The organism is Thiobacillus sp., from assembly GCF_030696885.1.
GTDB lineage: Bacteria > Pseudomonadota > Gammaproteobacteria > Burkholderiales > Thiobacillaceae > Thiobacillus.
This window is the reverse complement of record NZ_JAUYRI010000027.1, coordinates 39723-57910: the sequence shown is the minus strand read 5'-3', so window position 1 is coordinate 57910 and position 18188 is coordinate 39723. Positions and strand designations below refer to the sequence as shown.

Here is an 18188-nt window from a genome sequence, read left to right as displayed (position 1 = left end):
CCCCGGCCCCGGTCGCACGGTGATACCTGGACGCGGCGGAAGCAACGCGGCAGCACGGCGAACACGACGTGCGCCAGCGCGCCGCGCAGGCCGGGCCGGTAGGGGTAATGGGCGAACGCCACGCGCTCGATCGCGAAGCCGCTCGATTCGAGGAAGCGCGCACCGAGCAGGCACAGCGCATCGTCGACGGGCATCATGGGTGATTGGGCGAGATCGCGATGCGTGCAGTGTAGCCGAGCCGTTCGCTTGGCCGCCGCGTGCGGCGCCGATCAGTCTTCGACGCCTTCGTCTCTCCCTCCCATGTTTAACCCACCAACATGAAAGCGCTCCCCCGGACCTACACTGCTACCGCAAGCTCTGGACGATCACGGAATGCCAGCCCGTCGAATACGTTTCGAATCCTCGCGAAAACGCGTGGGCCACCATCGCCGGGCCGCCTTTGTAGTCAGTCAATACAAAGCCCTTCTTCTGCTCGAACAGCGCATTCATGCCCTTGAAATCCAGCCGGTCCCGCAACGTCCCGTCGCCCGTGTCGGCCAGCACGAATCCCGTCTTGTCCACGATCATCACGCGCGTGCTGGACTTCTCGCTCTCCAGCAGCGGCGTATTGCTCACCACTGTCTGCGCCAGGGCATCCCAGCGGAACAGGATGCCCAGCACTCCCACGATGTTTCCGTGGCTCTCGCCGCCTTCACGTACCGCGCAGGAATACGCCAAGATCCGCTGCCCGTTGACCAGCGGCGTCGCGTGCGCCGTTTCGAACCCGAATTCATCTCCCGACCGTGTGGCCAAGGCCTCCTTGAACCACCGGCACTGAGCGACCTGCATTCCCACCGTCCGGAACTCTCCCGGACGCCCGTTGGCGATGATCCTGCCGTCCGGCGCACACAAAACCAAATCGAAATAAACCGTGTACGCGTTCAAGATCACGCCCATCCGCTTTGAGGCATGTTTCGCCAGTTCCGCGTTGTCCGGCGCCTTGCACGCCGCCGTCATGCTCGGATCCGTTGCCCACCAACGCACGTCACACGAGCGCTCGTAGAGGTTGCGGTCGATCAAATCGATGTTGTTGAATGCCAGGTCAGAAAGCCTCTGGCCGCGCACATCGGTCGCCAGCTGCTTGCTGATATGCGACAGCTCTCCGATGTCATGCTGCACTTCGCTCGCCAACCAGTCGGCGGCGCTCTTCGTCTCCTCCGACAAATCCCGCATCGATATCGCCACCACCGCGAACGAACGCCCCGCCTCCCCCGCCCGCGCCGCTTCCACCTGCGCGTTCAACGACAGCAAGTGCGCCTGCATATTGATCTGGTTGATTTCACTCAGGGACTTGGCCAGCTTTTTCTGGATGCTATCCGACAATACGTTGATCCGTTCCGGCGTAACGTTTTTATGGTTTGAGGACATTACGGCCAATCTCCTTTCCTAAAAGCCCTACCCCCACTCGTCCAAGGTGCTATCTCAGGAGCACGAAGCCCGCTTGCCGGCGAAGCGTTCCTCTTGAGCGGCGGGTTAGGCGCAGCTCAGGCGGCGACTCGCGCCAGCGTCGACAGATCCAGCCACACGCGCCCGCCTTCGAGCTTGACGGGAAATTCCCGTGCACAGCCCTGGTCCGGCGCGATGGCGCAGCCGGAATCAAGCTCGATGTTCCAGTTGTGCATTGGGCAGGTCACCTTTTTGCCGTGCACGATGCCCTGCGACAGCGGCCCGCCCTTGTGCGGGCAACGGTCTTCCAGCGCGAAGACTTCATCGTCTGCGGTGCGGAACACCGCGATGTCGAGGTTGCCGTGGCGCACCACGCGGGCGCCGAGTTTGGGGATGTCGTTCAGGTCCAGGATGTCGGTCCATTGGTTCATGTCGGCTCCTTATGCGGCGACGGTTTCGAATTCGTGCTTGAGCTTGCCTTCCTTGGCGCGCTCGACCCAGGGGTCGCGTTCGACCGACAGGGCGAACAGCAGGCGCTCGTACAGCGCATGCCGGCCTTCGTTGTCGTCGAGGATTTTCTTCTTCACATAGTCGAGGCCGACGCGCTCGAGGTAATGCACGGTGCGGTCGAGGTAGCGCGCCTCTTCGCGATACAGCTGCAGGAAGGCGCCGGAGTATTCGAGCACCTCGTCGGGGGTTTTCACCTTGACCAGGAACTGCGCGACCTCGGTCTTGATGCCGCCGTTACCGCCGACGTAGATTTCCCAGCCGGAATCGACGCCGATGATGCCGACGTCCTTGATCGCGACTTCGGCGCAGTTCCTTGGGCAGCCGGATACCGCGAGCTTGACCTTGTGCGGCGCCCACATCTTGAAGAACACCTTCTCCAGGTCAATGCCCATCTGGGTCGAATCCTGGGTGCCGAAGCGGCACCACTCCGAGCCGACGCAGGTTTTCACCGTACGCAGCGCCTTGCCATAGGCGTGGCCCGACGGCATGTCGAGGTCGGCCCATACGCCCGGCAGGTCTTCCTTCTTCACGCCCAAGAGATCGATGCGCTGACCGCCGGTGACCTTGACCGACGGGATCGCGTATTTGTCGGCGACGTCGGCGATGCGGCGCAACTCGGACGGCGTGGTCTGCCCGCCCCACATGCGCGGGATCACCGAATAGGTGCCGTCTTTCTGAATGTTGGCGTGGGCGCGCTCGTTGATGAAGCGCGACTGCGGATCGTCCTCCGCCTCGCCCGGCCAGGTGGAGATCAGGTAGTAATTCAGCGCCGGGCGGCAGCTTGCGCAGCCGTTTGGGGTGCGCCATTCCATGAAGGTCATGACTTGCGGAATCGTCAGGAACTTGTTCTGGCGGATTGCTTCGCGTACCGCTTCGTGGGTGTGGTCGGTGCAGCCGCACATAGATTTCGTCTTCGGCGTGGCGGAATAATCGCCGCCCGCGGTGACCGCCAGGATCTGTTCGACCAGACCCGTGCACGATCCGCAAGAGCTCGAGGCCTTGGTGTGCTTGCGCACATCTTCCAGCGTGAACAGGCCCTTCTCGCGGATCGCCTTGACGATGTCGCCCTTGCATACGCCATTGCAGCCGCACACTTCCATGTCGTCGGTCATGGTCGCGGCCTTGTTGATGCCCTGGTGGCCGAGGTTGCCGCAATGGTCCTGGCCGAACATCAGGTGGTCGCGCAGCTCGGACACGTCCTTGCCGTCGCGCAGCAGTGAGAAATACCAGGCGCCGTCGACGGTGTCGCCGTACATCACGCCGCCGACCAGCTTGTTGTCCTTGATGACGAGCTTTTTGTAGACACCGCCGATGGGGTCGGAATAGAGGATCGCCTCGGTGCCTTCGCCGCCGATGAAATCGCCGGCCGAGAAGAGATCGATGCCGGTGACCTTGAGCTTGGTCGAGGTGATCGAGCCCTGATAACGGCCGATGCCGTAGTGTGCGAGATGGTTGGCGCACACCTTGGCCTGCTCGAACAGCGGCGCAACCAGACCGTAGGCGATGCCGCGGTGCGCGGCGCACTCACCAATCGAGTAGATGCGCGGGTCGAAGGTCTGCATCGTGTCGTTGACGACGATGCCGCGGTTGCAGTGCAGGCCCGATGATTCGGCGAGTTCGGTGTTGGGACGGATGCCCACGGCCATCACGACCAGATCGGCCGGCGCGCTGTCGCCGTCCTTGAACTTGATCGAACACACCCTTCCGGACTCGCCCTTAACCAACTCGGCCGTCTGCTTCTGAAGCAGAAACTTCATGCCTTTTTCTTCCAGGCTCTTCTGCAGCAGGCGCGCGGCCGGTTCATCGAGCTGGCGCTCCATCAGCCACGGACCGATGTGCACGACGGTCACGTCCATGCCGCGCTTCATCAGGCCATTGGCGGCTTCGAGACCCAACAGGCCACCGCCGATGACGACGGCATGACGATACTGGCTGGAAGCGCGGATCATCGCGTCGACGTCGGCAATGTCGCGAAAGCTGATGACACCAGGCAGGTCGGCGCCGGGCACCGGCAGGATGAAGGGATTGGAGCCGGTGGCAAGCAGCAGGCGGTCGTAGCCGGCGCGGGTGCCGTCGTCGGCTTCGACCGCGCGCGCGGTGCGGTCGATCTTCACCACCTTCTTGCCCAGGTGCAGCGTGATGTTGTTTTGGTTGTACCAGTCGAGCGGGTTCAGCACGATGTCGTCGACCGTCTGCTCGCCGGCGAGCACCGGGGAGAGCAGAATCCGGTTGTAGTTGGGGTGCGGCTCGGCGCCAAACACGGTGATGTCGTAGAGGTCGGGCGCCAGCTTCAGCAGCTCTTCCAGCGTGCGCACTCCGGCCATGCCGTTGCCGACCATCACGAGTTTCATTTTGGGACCCTGTCCCATCGGCGTACTCATATCCATCTCACCACTCCAAACGAAAAATCAAAAGTGATGACCGAGATACGCCGTTGCATTCGGTCTACCTGCCCTACACCTAGCAATCGCTATGCCATGCGGGCTGGGCACGCAAACGGTATTGTTTTAACAGGGATTCTTTTCGGGCCATCGGGATCGGCGCGAGGCGCCATGCACCAACGCAGTGCCAAACCGCAGCGCGTGCACCACGTCTACGCGGCCGCCCGCCCGAAACCATTGATGGCCGTGATTGCGCGCGCCTGGTTGAGGTCCTCGGTATAGCCCGCTGCAAAGAGGCACACCGCCAGCTGATTGCGGATCGGCAACGGCAGCGGCAACTGCTCGCGCATCACCCTGTCGATCCAGGCGCCGGTCGCACGCGCATCCCCCTCGGGCAGATTGGCCTGCACCGACGGCGTCGATTGTGCCTCGTACACCGGCAGGGACTGCCCGTCCTGTACCAGCACCATCTCGGGCCGCTGCAACGGGTCGGCAAACGCTTCGCCCTCGCAGCCCTGCAGCAGCAGGGCGTGCCCGCCCAGCGCTTCCAGCACGCTGCGCACGCCAGGCAGGTCAGCGGCCGTCGGCACCGGCGTCACCCGTACCGAGTGCGCGCCCGCCACGTCGGCCAGCATCGCCAACCGCGTCACCCAGCCGTCGATGCCGAGTCGCGAACGCAGCGCCAGCAGCGACGCCAGGCCGGGACTCAACAGCGCCACCGGCGCAAATGCGACGCCCTCATCCAGCAATGCCGCATTGACCTGCGCCGCGGTGCTGCACGGCATGATGCCGAGCTCGCGTAGCACGTAGGCTGCTGCCGTGCCGCCGCCGCCTTCGAGCACGCCATGGATCAGCACCGGAATGCCAAAGCTTTTGAGCAGCAGGGCCAAAAGCGGCGTCAGGTGCGGAAACCCACGTACACCGTGATAGGTGGGCAGCACCACGGTACGAAACGGGCCCGACGGCACCCCGAATTCGGGCAGTCGCTCGGCCAATGCCGCGTGCAGGCCGAGCCAGGCATCGAGCCCCGGGTTGTGCTGATTGAAGGCGACCAGGAAGGCCGCCGTCTCCAGTTCCGGCACGCCGCCGTCGAGCAGGGCCGCCCCCAATGCGCGCGACTCGGTGAAACTCAGGTCCTCGCCGGCTTCGATCTGGCGGATCAGGGTCGCGTAGCTCATGGTTTTGTATCCGCGAAGGATGCGAAGCTTGGGTACTCGCAATGACGGGAATTGCGTTGGCTCATCATGCCGCCGCCCGGTTGCCTGCGATCAGGCGTTTCAGTTCCGGCACGCACGAACCGCATTCAGTGCCGCATTTGAGCGTGGCCTGCAGCGTGGCGAGGTCGGCGCCGGCCGTGATGGCAGCGAGGATGTCGGGCTCGGCCACGTTCCAGCAATTACAGACAATGCGTCCGCGCCCTGCCCCGCCTGCTGGCGGACGCGCCACCGGTGCCAGCATCCAGGCGCGCAGCGAGGCGGCGTCGATGCCATCGACGATGACGTCGCGCAGCCAGTCGAAGGCGGCGGTCTCACCGGTCAGCCGCGCGGCGGTCACCGTGCCGCCGTCGACCCGCACGCGCTTGGATATGCCGCGTGGACGGTCTTCGTAATGCATCACAGCAAGCGGATCGTCCAGCCCCAGCGCGGCGTCGAGTTCGGCCAACAACGATTCGGGCAGCGGCTGCGTGTGGGCGAGGCGCAGCGTCAGTACATCGCGGTCGCGCCCGGCCAGCCCCGCCGCGGCGTAGTCGCAGGCGCGCAGCAGTGGCTGCACGGCATCGAGCATTTTCGCCCCGTCGCCCACCGCCAGCGCGGCCATGCGCCAGGGCAGCACGGCCTTGGCCACCTGCACCGCAGCGTGCTTGAGCTCGGGCTGCTTCGACACCGCGTCGAATGCCGGCAGGGTCAGCGCATTGATGCCGCGCCCGCCCATGAAGCGCGCGCCCCAGTGCATCGGCAGGAAACACTGTCCGGGGCGCACGCTGTCGCTGGCCTCGGCCACCACGACCACTTCGCCGCGACGACTTTTCACCCGGACCAGGTCGCCTGCGTTCAACCGCCGCAGCTCGAGGTCGCGCGCGTTCATGCTCAGCACAGGCGTGTCGGCGTGGGCGAACAGCCGCGCCACGCGGCCGGTGCGGCTCATCGCATGCCACTGGTCGCGCAGGCGGCCGGTGTTGAGATGCAGCGGAAAACGCGCGTCGATCGCTTCCGCCACCGGTCGGTAGGGTGCGGCATGAAAGCGCGCGCGACCGCTGGCGGTCGGATAGACGCCGTCGGCATACAGGCGCGCCTGGCCCGAGGCCGCGCCTTCGGGAAACGGCCATTGTTGCGGCGCCTGGTCGAGCAGCGCATAGGAGAGACCGGTGATGTCGAGATCGCGCCCGCGCGTGGTTTCGCGGTGCTCGTTGAACACGGCTTCGGCGCTGGTGTAGGGGAACAGGCGCGCACCCAGGTCGGGCATCAGACGCTGCGCAAAGTCGGTGACGATGGCCCAGTCGGCGCGTGCTTCGCCCGGGGGTGGCACGGCAGCGTGAACGCGCGTGATGCAGCGCTCCGAATTGGTCATGGTGCCGTCGGTTTCGCCCCAGCTGGACGCGGGCAGCAGCAGATCCGCAAACGGCGCGGTTTCGGTGTCGGCAAACGCTTCCTGCAGCACCACGCATTCGGCGGCCTCCAGGGCTTGCTGCACCAGATTCTGGTCGGGCATCGACTGCGCGGGGTTGGTACAGGCGATCCAGATCGCCTTGATCTCGCCACGCCGCACCGCCTCGAACATTTCCACCGCGGTCTTGCCCGGCGTCGCCGGCACGTCATCCACCCCCCACAGCCGCGCGACTTCGGCGCGGTGCTCGGGATTGTTCATGTCGCGGTGGGCGGACAGCAGGTTGGCCAGCCCGCCGACCTCGCGACCGCCCATCGCATTGGGCTGGCCGGTGAGCGAAAACGGCGCGGCACCGGGCTTGCCGATCTGTCCACTGGCCAGATGCAGGTTGATCAGCGCGGCGTTCTTATCGACGCCGCAGCTGGATTGATTGAGCCCCTGGCAATACAGCGACAGTGTCGGCCCGGCGGCGAACCAGCGCGCCGCCTGAACGATATCGCCTGCCGCCACGCCGCAGATCGGCGCAACTTTCTCCGGGGTGTAGTCGCGCACCAGATCGCGCAGCGCCTCCCAGCCTTCGGTGTGAGCGGCGATGGCGGCGCGGTCGATCAGTTCCTCCCACAGCATCACGTTGAGCATGGCGTGGAACAGCGCAACGTCAGTGCCGGGCAGGATGGCCAGATGCAGGTCTGCCTCGTCGGCGGTGTCGGTGCGGCGCGGGTCGACCACGATCAGCTTGAGGTCCGGATGGGCCTTCCTCGCCGCTTCGATGCGGCGGAACAGGATCGGGTGCGCATAGGCCGTGTTGGAGCCGGCGATGAAGATCGTGCCGGCATGATCGATATCGTCGTAACAGCCCGGCGGCGAATCCGCGCCAAGGGTGGCCTTGTAACCGGCCACCGCAGACGACATGCACAGGCGTGAATTGGTGTCGACGTTGTTGGTGCCGATCAGGCCCTTGGCGAGCTTGTTGAAGACGTAATACGCCTCGGTGGTGAGCTGGCCGGAAATATAGAAGGCGACGGCATCAGGGCCGTGCTCGAGGATGACCGTACGGAATTTTTCGGCGGCGTGGTCGAGCGCGGCGTCCCAGCTCACCCGCCGCCGCGGCGAGGCGCGGTCGGCGCGCAGCTCGGGATAGAGCGCACGCCCGGACGCCTGCGCCGACAGCGCCAGCGCCGCACCCTTGGTGCACAGCTTGCCGCGGTTGGCCGGGTGCGCGGGATCGCCGCGCACGCCGGTGATTTTTCCGGCGTCGGCCTCGATCAGCACCCCGCAACCGGTGCCGCAATAACAGCAGACAGATGAAACGACAGACATGATGGCTCCTCGCCCTGTCTGTCAGCAGGGTCTGTGCCAGAAGCCTGCAGCGCAATGAATTCAAGAGTTTGGCCCAATCCGGCCGGGCAAATGACGGCCGCCATGCTCAGCGGCAGTGCATGCGCCAAGCGGGGTGCCGCAAATTGGTGCGCCGGGTCAGGGCGTGGATTGGTTCGCGCGCGGCGGATCGAGCAGGTTGGGACGGAGGCTGACCTGGACGCGGTTGCCGCCCTTCTTTTTGGCGTCGTACATCGCCTCGTCGGCATAGCGAATCAGCTGCTTGTAGTCGCGGCCATGCCCGGGATAGAAGGCCACCCCGATGCTCGGCGAAACCCGCGCCTGCTGGCCGGCCAGTTCAAAGGGCTGGTCGAGCGCAGCGCGGATCTTTTCGGCGACCGCCAGGGCCTGTTCCGGCGGATCGATGCCGTTGAGCAGCACCAGGAATTCGTCGCCGCCGATGCGTCCCACCGTATCCGATTCGCGCACGCAGCGCCGCAGACGGCGCGCGACCTCCTGCAACAGCAGGTCGCCGATGGAATGCCCCAGCGTGTCGTTGACCTGCTTGAACCGGTCCAGGTCGAGGTACAGCAGGCACAGCGGCGACGGGTTGCGTTCGGACAGGCGCAGCGCAGTTTGCAACCGGTCGTGGAACAGCTCGCGGTTGGGCAGATCGGTGAGCGGATCGTGCCGGGCAATGTGCTGCAGCCAGAGCTCCATCTGCTTGCGCTCGATCACCGGGGCGACCTGATTGGCGGCGAACTGCAGCAGCTCGATGTCCTTCTGGGTGTAGCGCACCTCGCTGTCATAACTTTGCACCACCAGGGCACCGATGACGTTCTCCTTCGCAGACAGTGGCACACCCAGCCAGTGCAGCGCGTTACGGCTGACATCGGGCCAGACCTGGCCGCTCAGACCGGCGTTGGCCTGCGGCGACAGCAACAGCACCTGGCCGGTACGGATGACCTCGGCGCTCATCGCCGCCGAATCCAGCTTCTGCGGGGCGGGGGCCTGGCCGAATTCATCGGCGCAGTAGGGAAAGGTCAACACGTCCTCGCCGGCGTCGTACAGCGCGACGAAGAAATTGACCGCCGGCAGCAGCTCACCAATGATCTGATGGATGCGCTCGAACAGGGCGACCAGGTCTTCGGCGGCATGTGCCGCTTCGGCAATGGCATAGAGCGCGGCCTGCATGGCGTCGGCGTGCTTGCGCTCGGTAATGTCGCGCGCCACCGCCACTCGCAACTGGTCGGGCGCCGACCAGCGCGCCGACCACATGATGTGGACGATCTGGCCGTCCTTGCGCACATAGCGGTTCTCGAAATGGGGCTGGGGCTGGCCGACCAGGATGTCATCGATCGTCTGCAGCGTTATTGCCCGGTCGTCGGGATGCACAAAATCAAGCACCGGCCGGCCGATCATTTCTTCCGGCCGGTAACCGAAGATGCGTTCGCCCGCTGCGCTGATGAAGACGAAGACACCCCGTGCGTCTACGACGCAGACCGCGTCGAGCAGCAGATCCATGACTTTGCTGAGGGGGAGGCTGGTATTCATGATGAGGGGCGTCTCCATTTTAGCCCGTACCGCCGCATTCCCGCAGAGCGGCCGGATTCCGCTATCCGGACCGGTGCCCGCCGTTCGGGTCGCAAGGGTCTTGAAATCACCTGATGCGCATCTAGATTGAATACACAGCCGCCCCGTCGGCTCGGATGCTTATCCAAGGTCTTTTTCAGGAGTGAAAATCATGCCCAACCTCAGTCGTTACGACCCCCTCAATCTTGCCCGCATCGATCCGTTCAGCGATATCGACGACATGCTCAAGGGCTTTTTCGTGCGCCCCGCGCTGTTCGAGGGCCAGCCGCAGATGCAGATCAAGCTGGACCTGAAGGAAAACGACAACGCGTATACCGTTCACGCCGACATTCCGGGCGTGAAGAAAGAAGACATCCACGTCAGCATCGACGGCAACCAGATTTCGATCAGCGCCGAAACGAAGATGGAAAAGGACGTGAAGGAAGGCGAGAAAGTGCTGCGTTCCGAGCGCTACAGCGGCAAGGTGGCGCGCAGCTTCACTCTGGCGCACGACGTCGACGAAACCAACGCCCAGGCCAAATACAGTGACGGGGTGCTGGAACTGACCCTGCCCAAAAAGGTGGCCAACTCGGCCAAAAAACTGGCAATCCAGTAACCCGGCCTGTATCAACGCGTGCAAAGGGCGGCGTCCGCAGACGGGCGCCGCCCTTGTCGTCTGGCCCACGGCTGACGCTCACGGAGGGGAAAGTTCGGCGGACCCGGTCACGATCACGCCAATCACTTCAGCGTGACTGCGCGGTGTGTCGGGCGTGAACCGGTCCATGCAGCCCCGGCCGGCCCATTTTTCTAAAAAATTGATTATTCGCAATGAGGTGCAGAATAGGGTCTGGTATATACCAGCCGGCCGGCCCCGTGTCCGGCGCGCCCATCAGGCGCACTTCCAGAAAATAATGAGCGGAATCCAATGCATCATGGTCATCAGCAGTACCCAGGCATTTCTCCACGGGAGGAGGCCGCCCCATGAAACCGAATTGCACCGATGTTCAGTGGCAGGGGCGGGCCAAATGCGCAGTGTGCGAAGTTCGCAATTTCGTCCTGTTCTCGGGACTATCGCCGCACGATCTGGATACCATCCTGCAGCCCGTCGACAACCTGCATGTGCCACAGCATGCGGTGATGTACGAACAGGGGAACGAGGCGCCCAGCGTCTACACCGTGCGCAGCGGGCTCATCAAGCTCAAGATCGAGCTGCCCAATGGCGGCCAGCGCATCGTGAGGTTGCTGCGACCGGGCGACGTTGCGGGCCTGGAAACCCTGGTGGGAGACCGCTACCACCACACCGCGATCGCCCTGCACGAGGCCGATGTCTGCCGCATTCCGCGTGAAGTGGTGCTGCATCTGGACCGCACCAGCCCCGCAGTGCATCAGGCGTTGCTGCAACGCTGGCAGCGCTCGATCGATCAAGCCGATCATTTCATTACCGCGCTCTCGACCGGCCCGGCCGAATCACGCATGGCCCGGCTGCTGCTCACGCTCGGCTGTGCCAACGCCGGCGTGGAATTTGTGTTGCCCGGCCGCGAGGACATGGGCGCGCTGCTCGGGATCACCACCGAAACCGCCAGCCGCATCATGGCCGAGTTCAGACGGCGCGGTCTGGTTCATGTGGAAAAAGGGACCTACGTCGATTGCAACCACGCCGGCCTGACGCGTCTCGCGTCCGCCTAAGACTGCGTTGCGTAATAGTCACAGTGTCTTATTGACAAAAATCAATCGCTTCTCCGCTCCCCATTAAAACCTCGTAACATCAGACTCACAATCGATTCTTAATTGTTAGAACCAGAACTCAAATAAGAAGGCGGATCATCCGCCTGCGGAGAATTTCATGAAGTTCGCTTTGACTCCTCTTGCCGCGTGCTTGGCGGCTGCGTTTGGCCTGACGCCCCTGAACATCCTGGCGGCCCCGCCCGCCCCACCCCCTGTGCAGCCCCAGAGTCCCAGCGGCCCCCAGCAGGGCACTAGTACCCCGACCGCAACGCTTCCCCCGGTGCTGGCCACCCGCCCGATGACTTCGGTGTTCCCGGCCCAGCCGAAAGAATTCCCCGGCATCGCCTGGGGCTCGTTCCTGGTGTTTCCGGACATATCGCTGGCCGCCACCTATGACGACAACATCTACGCCGAGCGCAGGGATGTCGTCGAGGACATGGTCTATACCCTGTCGCCCTCGGTCGAGTTCAAGTCGAAATGGGCCCAGCACGCGCTCAACTTCGGTCTCGGCGCGGATTTCGACCGCTACCGCAACAACGACAGTGAAGACGTCAACGACTACTGGCTGGATATCGACGGCCGCTACGACATCAGCCCACGCACCAACGTCTTCGGCGGTGCCCGCCATTCACGCGATCACGAAGACCGCTCGACCCCCGGCGCGCTGAATCCAGGCGCGCAAACCGAACCGACCCGCTACGACCACGACGAGGCGCATCTGGGCGTAGCGCACGCTTTCGGCGCCTTCCGTTTGCGCGCCGGCGGCACCTGGGACCGCTACGACTACAAGGACGGTGTTTCCACCCTGGGCGCCGTCGACAATGACTACCGCGACCATGAACTGAACTCGCTGGCAGCGCGCCTGGGCTATGTGCTGTCGCCGGCCATTGAAGTATTCGGCCAATTCGCCACCGACACCCGCAATTACGACAACCTGATCCCCACCCAACTCTACAATCGCGATTCGGATGGCACCCGCGCCGCGGTCGGCATGAAGTTCACCCTGCAGCCGCAGCGCCTGACCGGCGAAGTGTTCGCCGGCGTGATGCGCCAGAACTACGACTACAGCGGCTTCGCCGATCTCAAGAAGCCGTATTTCGGCGCGCTGGCCGAGTGGAAACCGACTTCGGTGACGACGGTGACCGGTTTCATCGACCGCTCGCTGGAAGAGACCACCGTGTTTACCGGAGTCGACTATTCATCCGGCTCGCTCGACACCACCTACGGCTTCGAAGTGGAGCGCCGTCTGACCAGCAAGCTGTCGGTTAGCGGTCGCGCCGCCTACACGCAGAGCGATTTCCAGAATTTCGATCGCAGCGACAGCATCATCGATGCCGGCGCCGGTCTGCGCTATTACGTGCTGCCGCAGGTTTACATCGGCGCCGACCTGCGCGTGACCGACCGCGACTCCGACAACCGCGATGCCCAGTACAGCCGCAATCAGGTGTTCGTCAGCGTGGGCTACACGCCGGCGCGCAATCGCGACTATTCGATCATCCCCGAACGCGAAGCCGGCGCCCCCGCTTCGCCGCGCGCACAGGGCACGCTGTCCGGCTTCTACCTCGGCGCCCAGCTCGGCCACGGTGGCCTCACCACCGCGACCATCGGCCCGCGCGACGGCGGCGGCTTCGACGCCGCCGACATGGGCGGCTTCGGCGCCAGCTACGCGCTGTTCGGCGGCTGGGGCACCGAGGTCGGCAACTGGTATCTCGGCGTCGAGCTCGACGCCGGCGACAGCGACGCCGGCTGGTATCACCGCAAGGACAAACCGGAAGCACCGACCGTGTTCGTCGACAAGGACACCAGCTACGGCGCCAGCCTGCGCGTCGGCTACCAGTTCGACGGCGGCCTGCTGGTCGGCAGCATCGGCGCGGTGCGCACCGACTTCCGCACCTACTACACGGAAAACCAGTTCCCCGCCGGCGCCTTCAACCGCGACCAGGCCGAGACCGGTACCCGCTTCGGCCTCGGCCTGGAAATCCCCGCCTCGCGCAACCTGTTCGTGCGCACCGACTATCGCTATACCGACTACGGCAGCTACGGCGTGACGCGCCAGTCCGACGTCGGCCCCCTCTACACGACGGACGATTTCGACACCCGCGACAGCGTGTTCAGCGTCGGCCTTGGCTGGCGTTTCGGCGGCGCACGTCCCGAAGTGGCCACGCGCTCCGCAACCGAGCTGCGCGGCCTGTACGCAGGCGCCAGCCTCGGACATGGCACCCTGGGCACCGAGCTGACCGGCACCCATAACGACAGCGGTGGCGGCCCCTACGACTTCACCGGTGATTTCGCCAACACCGGCTTCACCGGCGGTTTCTTCGCCGGCTACGGCCACACCTTCAATCAGGTCTACGTCGGCCTGGAACTCGACGCCGAAGCCTCCAACCTCGGCTGGAATCACGAGCGCCAGACCGGCGGCGACGCCGATGGCGGCCGCGACTTCTCGGTCGAAAAACGCGGCAGCTACGGCGCCGGGCTACGCCTCGGCTACGTACTCAACAATGGCAGCCTGCTGTACGGCCGCGTCGGCGCCGTGCGCACCCGTTTCAACACGAGCTATGTCAAGGGCGGCAGCGCTGCCAACTGGATCGACCAGAGCGACAAGCTCGACGGCACCCGCTTTGGCCTCGGCGCCGAGATCCCGGCAACGGACAACGCCTTTATTCGCATGGATTACAGCTACACCCGCTATGATGACCCGGTCAGTTTCGTGACCACGCATGGCAACTCCGATGCCATGAACTTCAAGAACAGCGAAACCCTGGTTCGACTGGGTCTGGGCTTCCGGTTCTGAGTGGTCGCTCCATCAAAAAAGCCCGGTGAAATTGCGATTCATCAATGTGTTTTTATACCGGACTTGCTAGTCTGAAATAGTAGTGAAGATAACTTTGTGATCGGTCACACGATCAGTCGCAGAAGGCCGTAGTCCTCAATTCATCTGGGAGAAACACATGAAACACCCCGCATTCAATATCAAAAAACTCATTCTCGCTGGCGGCACGATGTTCGCCATGCTGGCCGTTCCGATGGCTGTCAATACCGTGACGGGCATGAATCTGAGCGTGATTTCGTCCGCGCAGGCCGCAGAAGATGGCGGTGCCAAGAAAGGTGCTGCCAGCAAGGGCGGTAGCCAAAAGGGGGCAGCCAACAAGGGCGGCCAGGGCAAGGGCAGCGACAGGATTTTCCGCGCACCGGTTTCGAGCGTCGATGAAGACAGCGACCGCCCCGTCTGGGCTGGCGTCAAGGGCGGCAAGTCGGGCGGCGGCGGCAAGCCGGCCGGTGCCGGCAGCAAGAAGGGCGACCTGTACGGCGATATGGTCGTGTTGCTGCGCGACGTCAATGGCGCACCGATTCTGGCCGATGGCTTGGTTCAGGTGATCGCCTATTACTATCCGACCGGCAGCACCACGCTGGTTCCGCTGACCAACCCGGACGGTAGCCCGGTAATCATTCCCCGCAATGCGGAAGGCGATTTGCTGCCGACCGTCACCCTCGGCACCACCACCTATGAAGTTTACGGTGCCGAGGTCGATCTGGGTCGCCTGAGCGTGAGCCGTTCGCCGAGCAAGGTGCTCGACCACGCCCTGACCGAAGCGCTGTCGAAGCTGACCTCGGGAACGGTGACACTCGATTCGACTGGCCGCCTGGTGGTGGACGGCGCGACCATCGACTCGCCGCTGGAGAATCTGGCGCTGTACGACAAGTACATGACTTCGGGCACGCTGCCTGGCGTTACGCTGCCGGCCAACTTCAACCCGGCTGCACTGCTGGCTGCTGCTGCGGACAAAACCGGCGCCGTCAGCGTCGACACCGTGGTGTACATGAACTCCATCCTGGGGATCAACAGCGGCACGACTTACTATGACTTCTCCACCGTCAGCTACGACCGCTACACCGCCTGGAAGGATGCGACCGCCTCCGTGCTGGTGCTGAAGGACGGCGTGTATGTGCCGACCGTGGTGAATCTGTACGAGGCTGTGTTCGGCAGTACCAACTGGGTCGACCCGACCGCAGTGGGCGGCGCTGACGACTTCGCGGCCGCGGCGAACGACTACCTGCAGGTGATCGAGTTCGTGCACGACAACGCGGTTCGTTAATCGCCAGACCGGGCGGTTCGCCGCCCGGTGCAACACACGCAACAGGAGTCATCAGCATGAACGCTTACAGCAAATGGGCAACGATCGCGTTGCTGGCTGCAGGCCTGGCAACAGGCACGGCAACCGCCTACGCGGCCGACAGCCACGACGACGGCCATTCCTCCGGACACACCTCGGGTGGCAAGGGCAAGGGACCGAAGTACATGGGCGGCGACCGTGGCTCCAGCCACAGCAGCAGTTCGCACAAGGGCGGCAGTTCGCACCATGACGGCGCGAAAGGCGGCAGCAAGTCGGCGGAAAGCAAGATCTTCCACGGCAAGGGTGGCAGCGGCGACCACGAAGAGGGTGGCACCGAGCACAGCCATTAATTCCGGCAGTTGGTAGCAACAAAGGGGCACACGATTCGTGTGCCCCTTTGTTTTGTGGTCATGATTGATGGCCCGTGAAACACACTGCCACACACTGACACCGCCCGGACATGCCACAGGCACGCCGGATTTTCATAATGCTTTTCATCAGCCGACGCAAACGCAGCACGACGCAACCGCCGCCAGCTGAATGGCTCGTTCCATTTTTTAATTTTCAAAGGAAACAGATCATGAAAAGCATTATGACCGCTGCCGTACTCACCGCCATGCTCGCCTCGTTCTCGGCTTTTGCCCACCACCCCGCTGCAGACATCGTCGACGAAGACATCTATCTGATGATCGACGAAAACGTGGCTGACACGCCGCACGGCACGCTGGATTTTTCCAGTATGGGTCGTTAAGACCGGCCGGGGCGTACGCCCCGCTGTTCCAGACCTGACCAAGGCCTGCTTCCGACGGATGTTTCCGTCAGAAGCAGGCCTTGGTTTCGTCCCGCCGGGGGCCGGCTTATCCGCGGTAGATGCAGCCCGAGTCGTGGGTTTCCATCACCTTGATTTGCGACAGGCCGGGCAGCACCGGCTTGAGCTGGCCCCACAGCCACACCGCTAGGTTTTCGCTGGTGGGGTTGTCGAGCCCGGCGATCTCGTTCAGATAGCGGTGGTCGAGCGCCGCGTGGATGGGCTGCCATGCCGCCTCGATGTCGGCGAAGTCGAGCACCCAGCCGAGTGCCGGGTCAACCTCGCCGCTGACGATCAATTCGACCTCGAACGAATGGCCATGCAGACGCGCGCAGGGATGGGAAGCGGGCAGCGCCGGCAGGCGCCGCGCGCATTGCAGATGGAAGATGCGGAAGATGTCCATGCGACATTCTCGCGCAACTCAGGAGCGCTGACCATGCCGGCACGCGGCAAGGGCATCGTTGTGCCCTCCGCGCAGCCCGGGCGTCATTGCAATGGCCTGTTGCGCAACGCCCGCTTTCGATTGAAGCCCGGCAGACCTTTGCCGGATGAACTGTCCGCCAAATAATGGCACCATGTCTCCCCAATGCGGTTCACTGGCAACACCCGAGCCAGGCTGAACCCGCGCCAACGATCAAGCTGCGGATGGAATCCCGGTGGAGGCTGACATGATGGGCACTTGCGCCATAAGAATCTGGACACAATCGATCGCATTGGCCGGCATGGCGGCGACGGCTGCGTTCGTCGCCCTGCTGCTGGCCTTGAGCCTGGGCGGCTGCGCCACCCCGCAACGCGAGTCTGCCCTCGAGGCGGCGGATCCGGGACGCCTGCCCTCCGCCCAAAAAGCGGTAAGCGTTCCCGGGCTGCGCCCGTGCAACGATGGGGCGTCGAATACGCTGCACATCGACCCCAGCCAGCCGGTCAACATCCTGGTGCATGGTTGCAACGGATCCACCGGGCGGTTCCACGCGCTGGCCGAGGTGCTCGCCTTTCATGGCCAGCAAAGCGCCTGCCTCGCCTACAACGACCGCGACAGCCTGATGGTGAGTTCCGGCCAGCTGGCCCACGCAGTCGATACGCTCGCGCTGCATCTGGATACGCCGCAAATCACGGTGATCGGCCACAGCATGGGCGGCCTGGTTGCCCGCAAGGCGCTGATCGCAGACCGCCCGGAACCGGTGCGCAACACGCAGATCGACCTGCGGCTGGTGACGGTCTCGGCGCCGTTTTCCGGCATTGCCGCGGCGCGCATGTGCGCGGCCTCGGCACTGCGCGTGGCCACGCTTGGCCTCAACGACCTGGTCTGCTGGCTCATCAGCGGCGACAACTGGTACGAGATCACGGCCGCCTCGGATTTCATCCAGAAGCCGGGTAGCCTCGCCACGCAGGTCAGCCGCCACCTCAAGGTCGTCACCGACGAACGCGACTCCTGCCGGCGTCGCAGCGACACCGGCCGCTGCATCGAGAGCGATTACATTTTCAGCCTGAACGAACAGCGGCACCCGCCCGTCACCCGCGCAGCCCTCACCACCGATGTCGAGGTCGTCGCCGGGCACGTCGAAATCGTCGGCGAATCCGGCGTCACGCCGCACAAGCTGATCGACGTGTTTCAGCGCGAAGGCATCGTGCGCGCCACGCCGCCGGAACGACAGTCAGCGTTCCAGGCGCTGCTGGTTCAGTTGTATGGGCAATGAGGGCGGGCGGCGGGCTAACCCGGTCTGCCGCGACCGG

15 protein-coding genes are annotated in these 18188 nt (G+C 64.1%); 8 read left to right on the top strand and 7 right to left on the bottom strand.

Going from position 1 to position 18188, the window contains the following annotated elements; all coding sequences use genetic code 11:
• Window positions 1-68 precede the first annotated feature (68 nt).
• The gene (locus Q8R61_RS12895; protein WP_305537896.1) at window positions 69-203 is read left to right on the top strand and encodes a hypothetical protein; all 135 of its coding nucleotides are present in this window, start codon (window positions 69-71) and stop codon (window positions 201-203) included.
• A 142-nt stretch (window positions 204-345) separates the two neighbouring features.
• Here Q8R61_RS12895 and Q8R61_RS12890 read toward each other — a convergent pair whose 3' ends face one another.
• The 6 genes from Q8R61_RS12890 to Q8R61_RS12865 form a co-directional block, all read right to left on the bottom strand.
• Window positions 346-1407, bottom strand: coding sequence for a methyl-accepting chemotaxis protein (locus Q8R61_RS12890; RefSeq protein WP_305537894.1), 1062 nt, complete (start codon window positions 1405-1407; stop codon window positions 346-348).
• A 116-nt stretch (window positions 1408-1523) separates the two neighbouring features.
• Window positions 1524-1856, bottom strand: coding sequence for a nitrite reductase small subunit NirD (gene nirD, locus Q8R61_RS12885; RefSeq protein WP_305537892.1), 333 nt, complete (start codon window positions 1854-1856; stop codon window positions 1524-1526).
• 9 nt (window positions 1857-1865) lie between these two features.
• The gene (nirB, locus tag Q8R61_RS12880) at window positions 1866-4322 is read right to left on the bottom strand and encodes a nitrite reductase large subunit NirB (protein WP_371133630.1); all 2457 of its coding nucleotides are present in this window, start codon (window positions 4320-4322) and stop codon (window positions 1866-1868) included.
• Between the two features lie 206 nt (window positions 4323-4528).
• Window positions 4529-5494 (bottom strand): DNA-binding protein YbiB, encoded by a 966-nt coding sequence (gene ybiB, locus Q8R61_RS12875; protein ID WP_305537889.1) that lies wholly within the window; start codon window positions 5492-5494, stop codon window positions 4529-4531.
• A 64-nt stretch (window positions 5495-5558) separates the two neighbouring features.
• On the bottom strand, window positions 5559-8240 hold the full coding sequence (locus tag Q8R61_RS12870) for a nitrate reductase (protein ID WP_305537887.1): 2682 nt from the start codon (window positions 8238-8240) through the stop codon (window positions 5559-5561).
• 156 nt (window positions 8241-8396) lie between these two features.
• Window positions 8397-9791: a bifunctional diguanylate cyclase/phosphodiesterase gene (locus Q8R61_RS12865; protein ID WP_305537885.1), complete on the bottom strand. Its 1395-nt coding sequence runs from the start codon at window positions 9789-9791 to the stop codon at window positions 8397-8399.
• Window positions 9792-9981: 190 nt separating this feature from the next.
• On the opposite strand from Q8R61_RS12865, the gene Q8R61_RS12860 reads away from it, so the two are divergent.
• The 6 genes from Q8R61_RS12860 (at window position 9982) to Q8R61_RS12835 (ending at window position 16400) form a co-directional block, all read left to right on the top strand.
• Window positions 9982-10425 (top strand): Hsp20/alpha crystallin family protein, encoded by a 444-nt coding sequence (locus Q8R61_RS12860; protein ID WP_305537883.1) that lies wholly within the window; start codon window positions 9982-9984, stop codon window positions 10423-10425.
• 365 nt (window positions 10426-10790) lie between these two features.
• Entirely contained in the window at window positions 10791-11495 is a 705-nt protein-coding gene (locus Q8R61_RS12855) for a Crp/Fnr family transcriptional regulator (RefSeq protein WP_305537881.1), read from the top strand.
• A gap of 319 nt (window positions 11496-11814) precedes the next feature.
• The gene (locus tag Q8R61_RS12850; protein WP_305537879.1) at window positions 11815-14328 is read left to right on the top strand and encodes an outer membrane beta-barrel protein; all 2514 of its coding nucleotides are present in this window, start codon (window positions 11815-11817) and stop codon (window positions 14326-14328) included.
• A gap of 157 nt (window positions 14329-14485) precedes the next feature.
• Complete coding sequence (locus Q8R61_RS12845) at window positions 14486-15631, top strand: hypothetical protein (protein WP_305537877.1); 1146 nt, start codon at window positions 14486-14488, stop codon at window positions 15629-15631.
• Window positions 15632-15687: 56 nt separating this feature from the next.
• On the top strand, window positions 15688-15999 hold the full coding sequence (locus Q8R61_RS12840) for a hypothetical protein (protein WP_305537875.1): 312 nt from the start codon (window positions 15688-15690) through the stop codon (window positions 15997-15999).
• 230 nt (window positions 16000-16229) lie between these two features.
• Window positions 16230-16400 carry a hypothetical protein gene (locus Q8R61_RS12835; protein ID WP_305537873.1) on the top strand — a complete coding sequence of 57 codons (171 nt, stop codon included), beginning with the start codon at window positions 16230-16232 and terminating at the stop codon, window positions 16398-16400.
• A 106-nt stretch (window positions 16401-16506) separates the two neighbouring features.
• Here Q8R61_RS12835 and queD read toward each other — a convergent pair whose 3' ends face one another.
• Entirely contained in the window at window positions 16507-16860 is a 354-nt protein-coding gene (queD, locus tag Q8R61_RS12830; protein WP_305537871.1) for a 6-carboxytetrahydropterin synthase QueD, read from the bottom strand.
• A gap of 265 nt (window positions 16861-17125) precedes the next feature.
• Here queD and Q8R61_RS12825 point away from each other — a divergent pair, with 265 nt between their 5' ends.
• The gene (locus Q8R61_RS12825; RefSeq protein WP_305537869.1) at window positions 17126-18151 is read left to right on the top strand and encodes a triacylglycerol lipase; all 1026 of its coding nucleotides are present in this window, start codon (window positions 17126-17128) and stop codon (window positions 18149-18151) included.
• Window positions 18152-18188 lie beyond the last annotated feature (37 nt).

Bases quoted from the DNA above. Each gene is read 5' to 3' on its own strand.
- Q8R61_RS12890 (WP_305537894.1), bottom strand. From the start codon at position 1,407: ATGTCCTCAAACCATAAAAACGTTACGCCGGAACGGATCAACGTATTG.
- nirD (WP_305537892.1), bottom strand. From the start codon at position 1,856: ATGAACCAATGGACCGACATCCTGGACCTGAACGACATCCCCAAACTC.
- nirB (WP_371133630.1), bottom strand. From the start codon at position 4,322: ATGGATATGAGTACGCCGATGGGACAGGGTCCCAAAATGAAACTCGTG.
- ybiB (WP_305537889.1), bottom strand. From the start codon at position 5,494: ATGAGCTACGCGACCCTGATCCGCCAGATCGAAGCCGGCGAGGACCTG.
- Q8R61_RS12870 (WP_305537887.1), bottom strand. From the start codon at position 8,240: ATGTCTGTCGTTTCATCTGTCTGCTGTTATTGCGGCACCGGTTGCGGG.
- Q8R61_RS12865 (WP_305537885.1), bottom strand. From the start codon at position 9,791: ATGAATACCAGCCTCCCCCTCAGCAAAGTCATGGATCTGCTGCTCGAC.
- Q8R61_RS12860 (WP_305537883.1), top strand. From the start codon at position 9,982: ATGCCCAACCTCAGTCGTTACGACCCCCTCAATCTTGCCCGCATCGAT.
- Q8R61_RS12855 (WP_305537881.1), top strand. From the start codon at position 10,791: ATGAAACCGAATTGCACCGATGTTCAGTGGCAGGGGCGGGCCAAATGC.
- Q8R61_RS12845 (WP_305537877.1), top strand. From the start codon at position 14,486: ATGAAACACCCCGCATTCAATATCAAAAAACTCATTCTCGCTGGCGGC.
- Q8R61_RS12840 (WP_305537875.1), top strand. From the start codon at position 15,688: ATGAACGCTTACAGCAAATGGGCAACGATCGCGTTGCTGGCTGCAGGC.
- Q8R61_RS12835 (WP_305537873.1), top strand. From the start codon at position 16,230: ATGAAAAGCATTATGACCGCTGCCGTACTCACCGCCATGCTCGCCTCG.
- queD (WP_305537871.1), bottom strand. From the start codon at position 16,860: ATGGACATCTTCCGCATCTTCCATCTGCAATGCGCGCGGCGCCTGCCG.
- Q8R61_RS12825 (WP_305537869.1), top strand. From the start codon at position 17,126: ATGATGGGCACTTGCGCCATAAGAATCTGGACACAATCGATCGCATTG.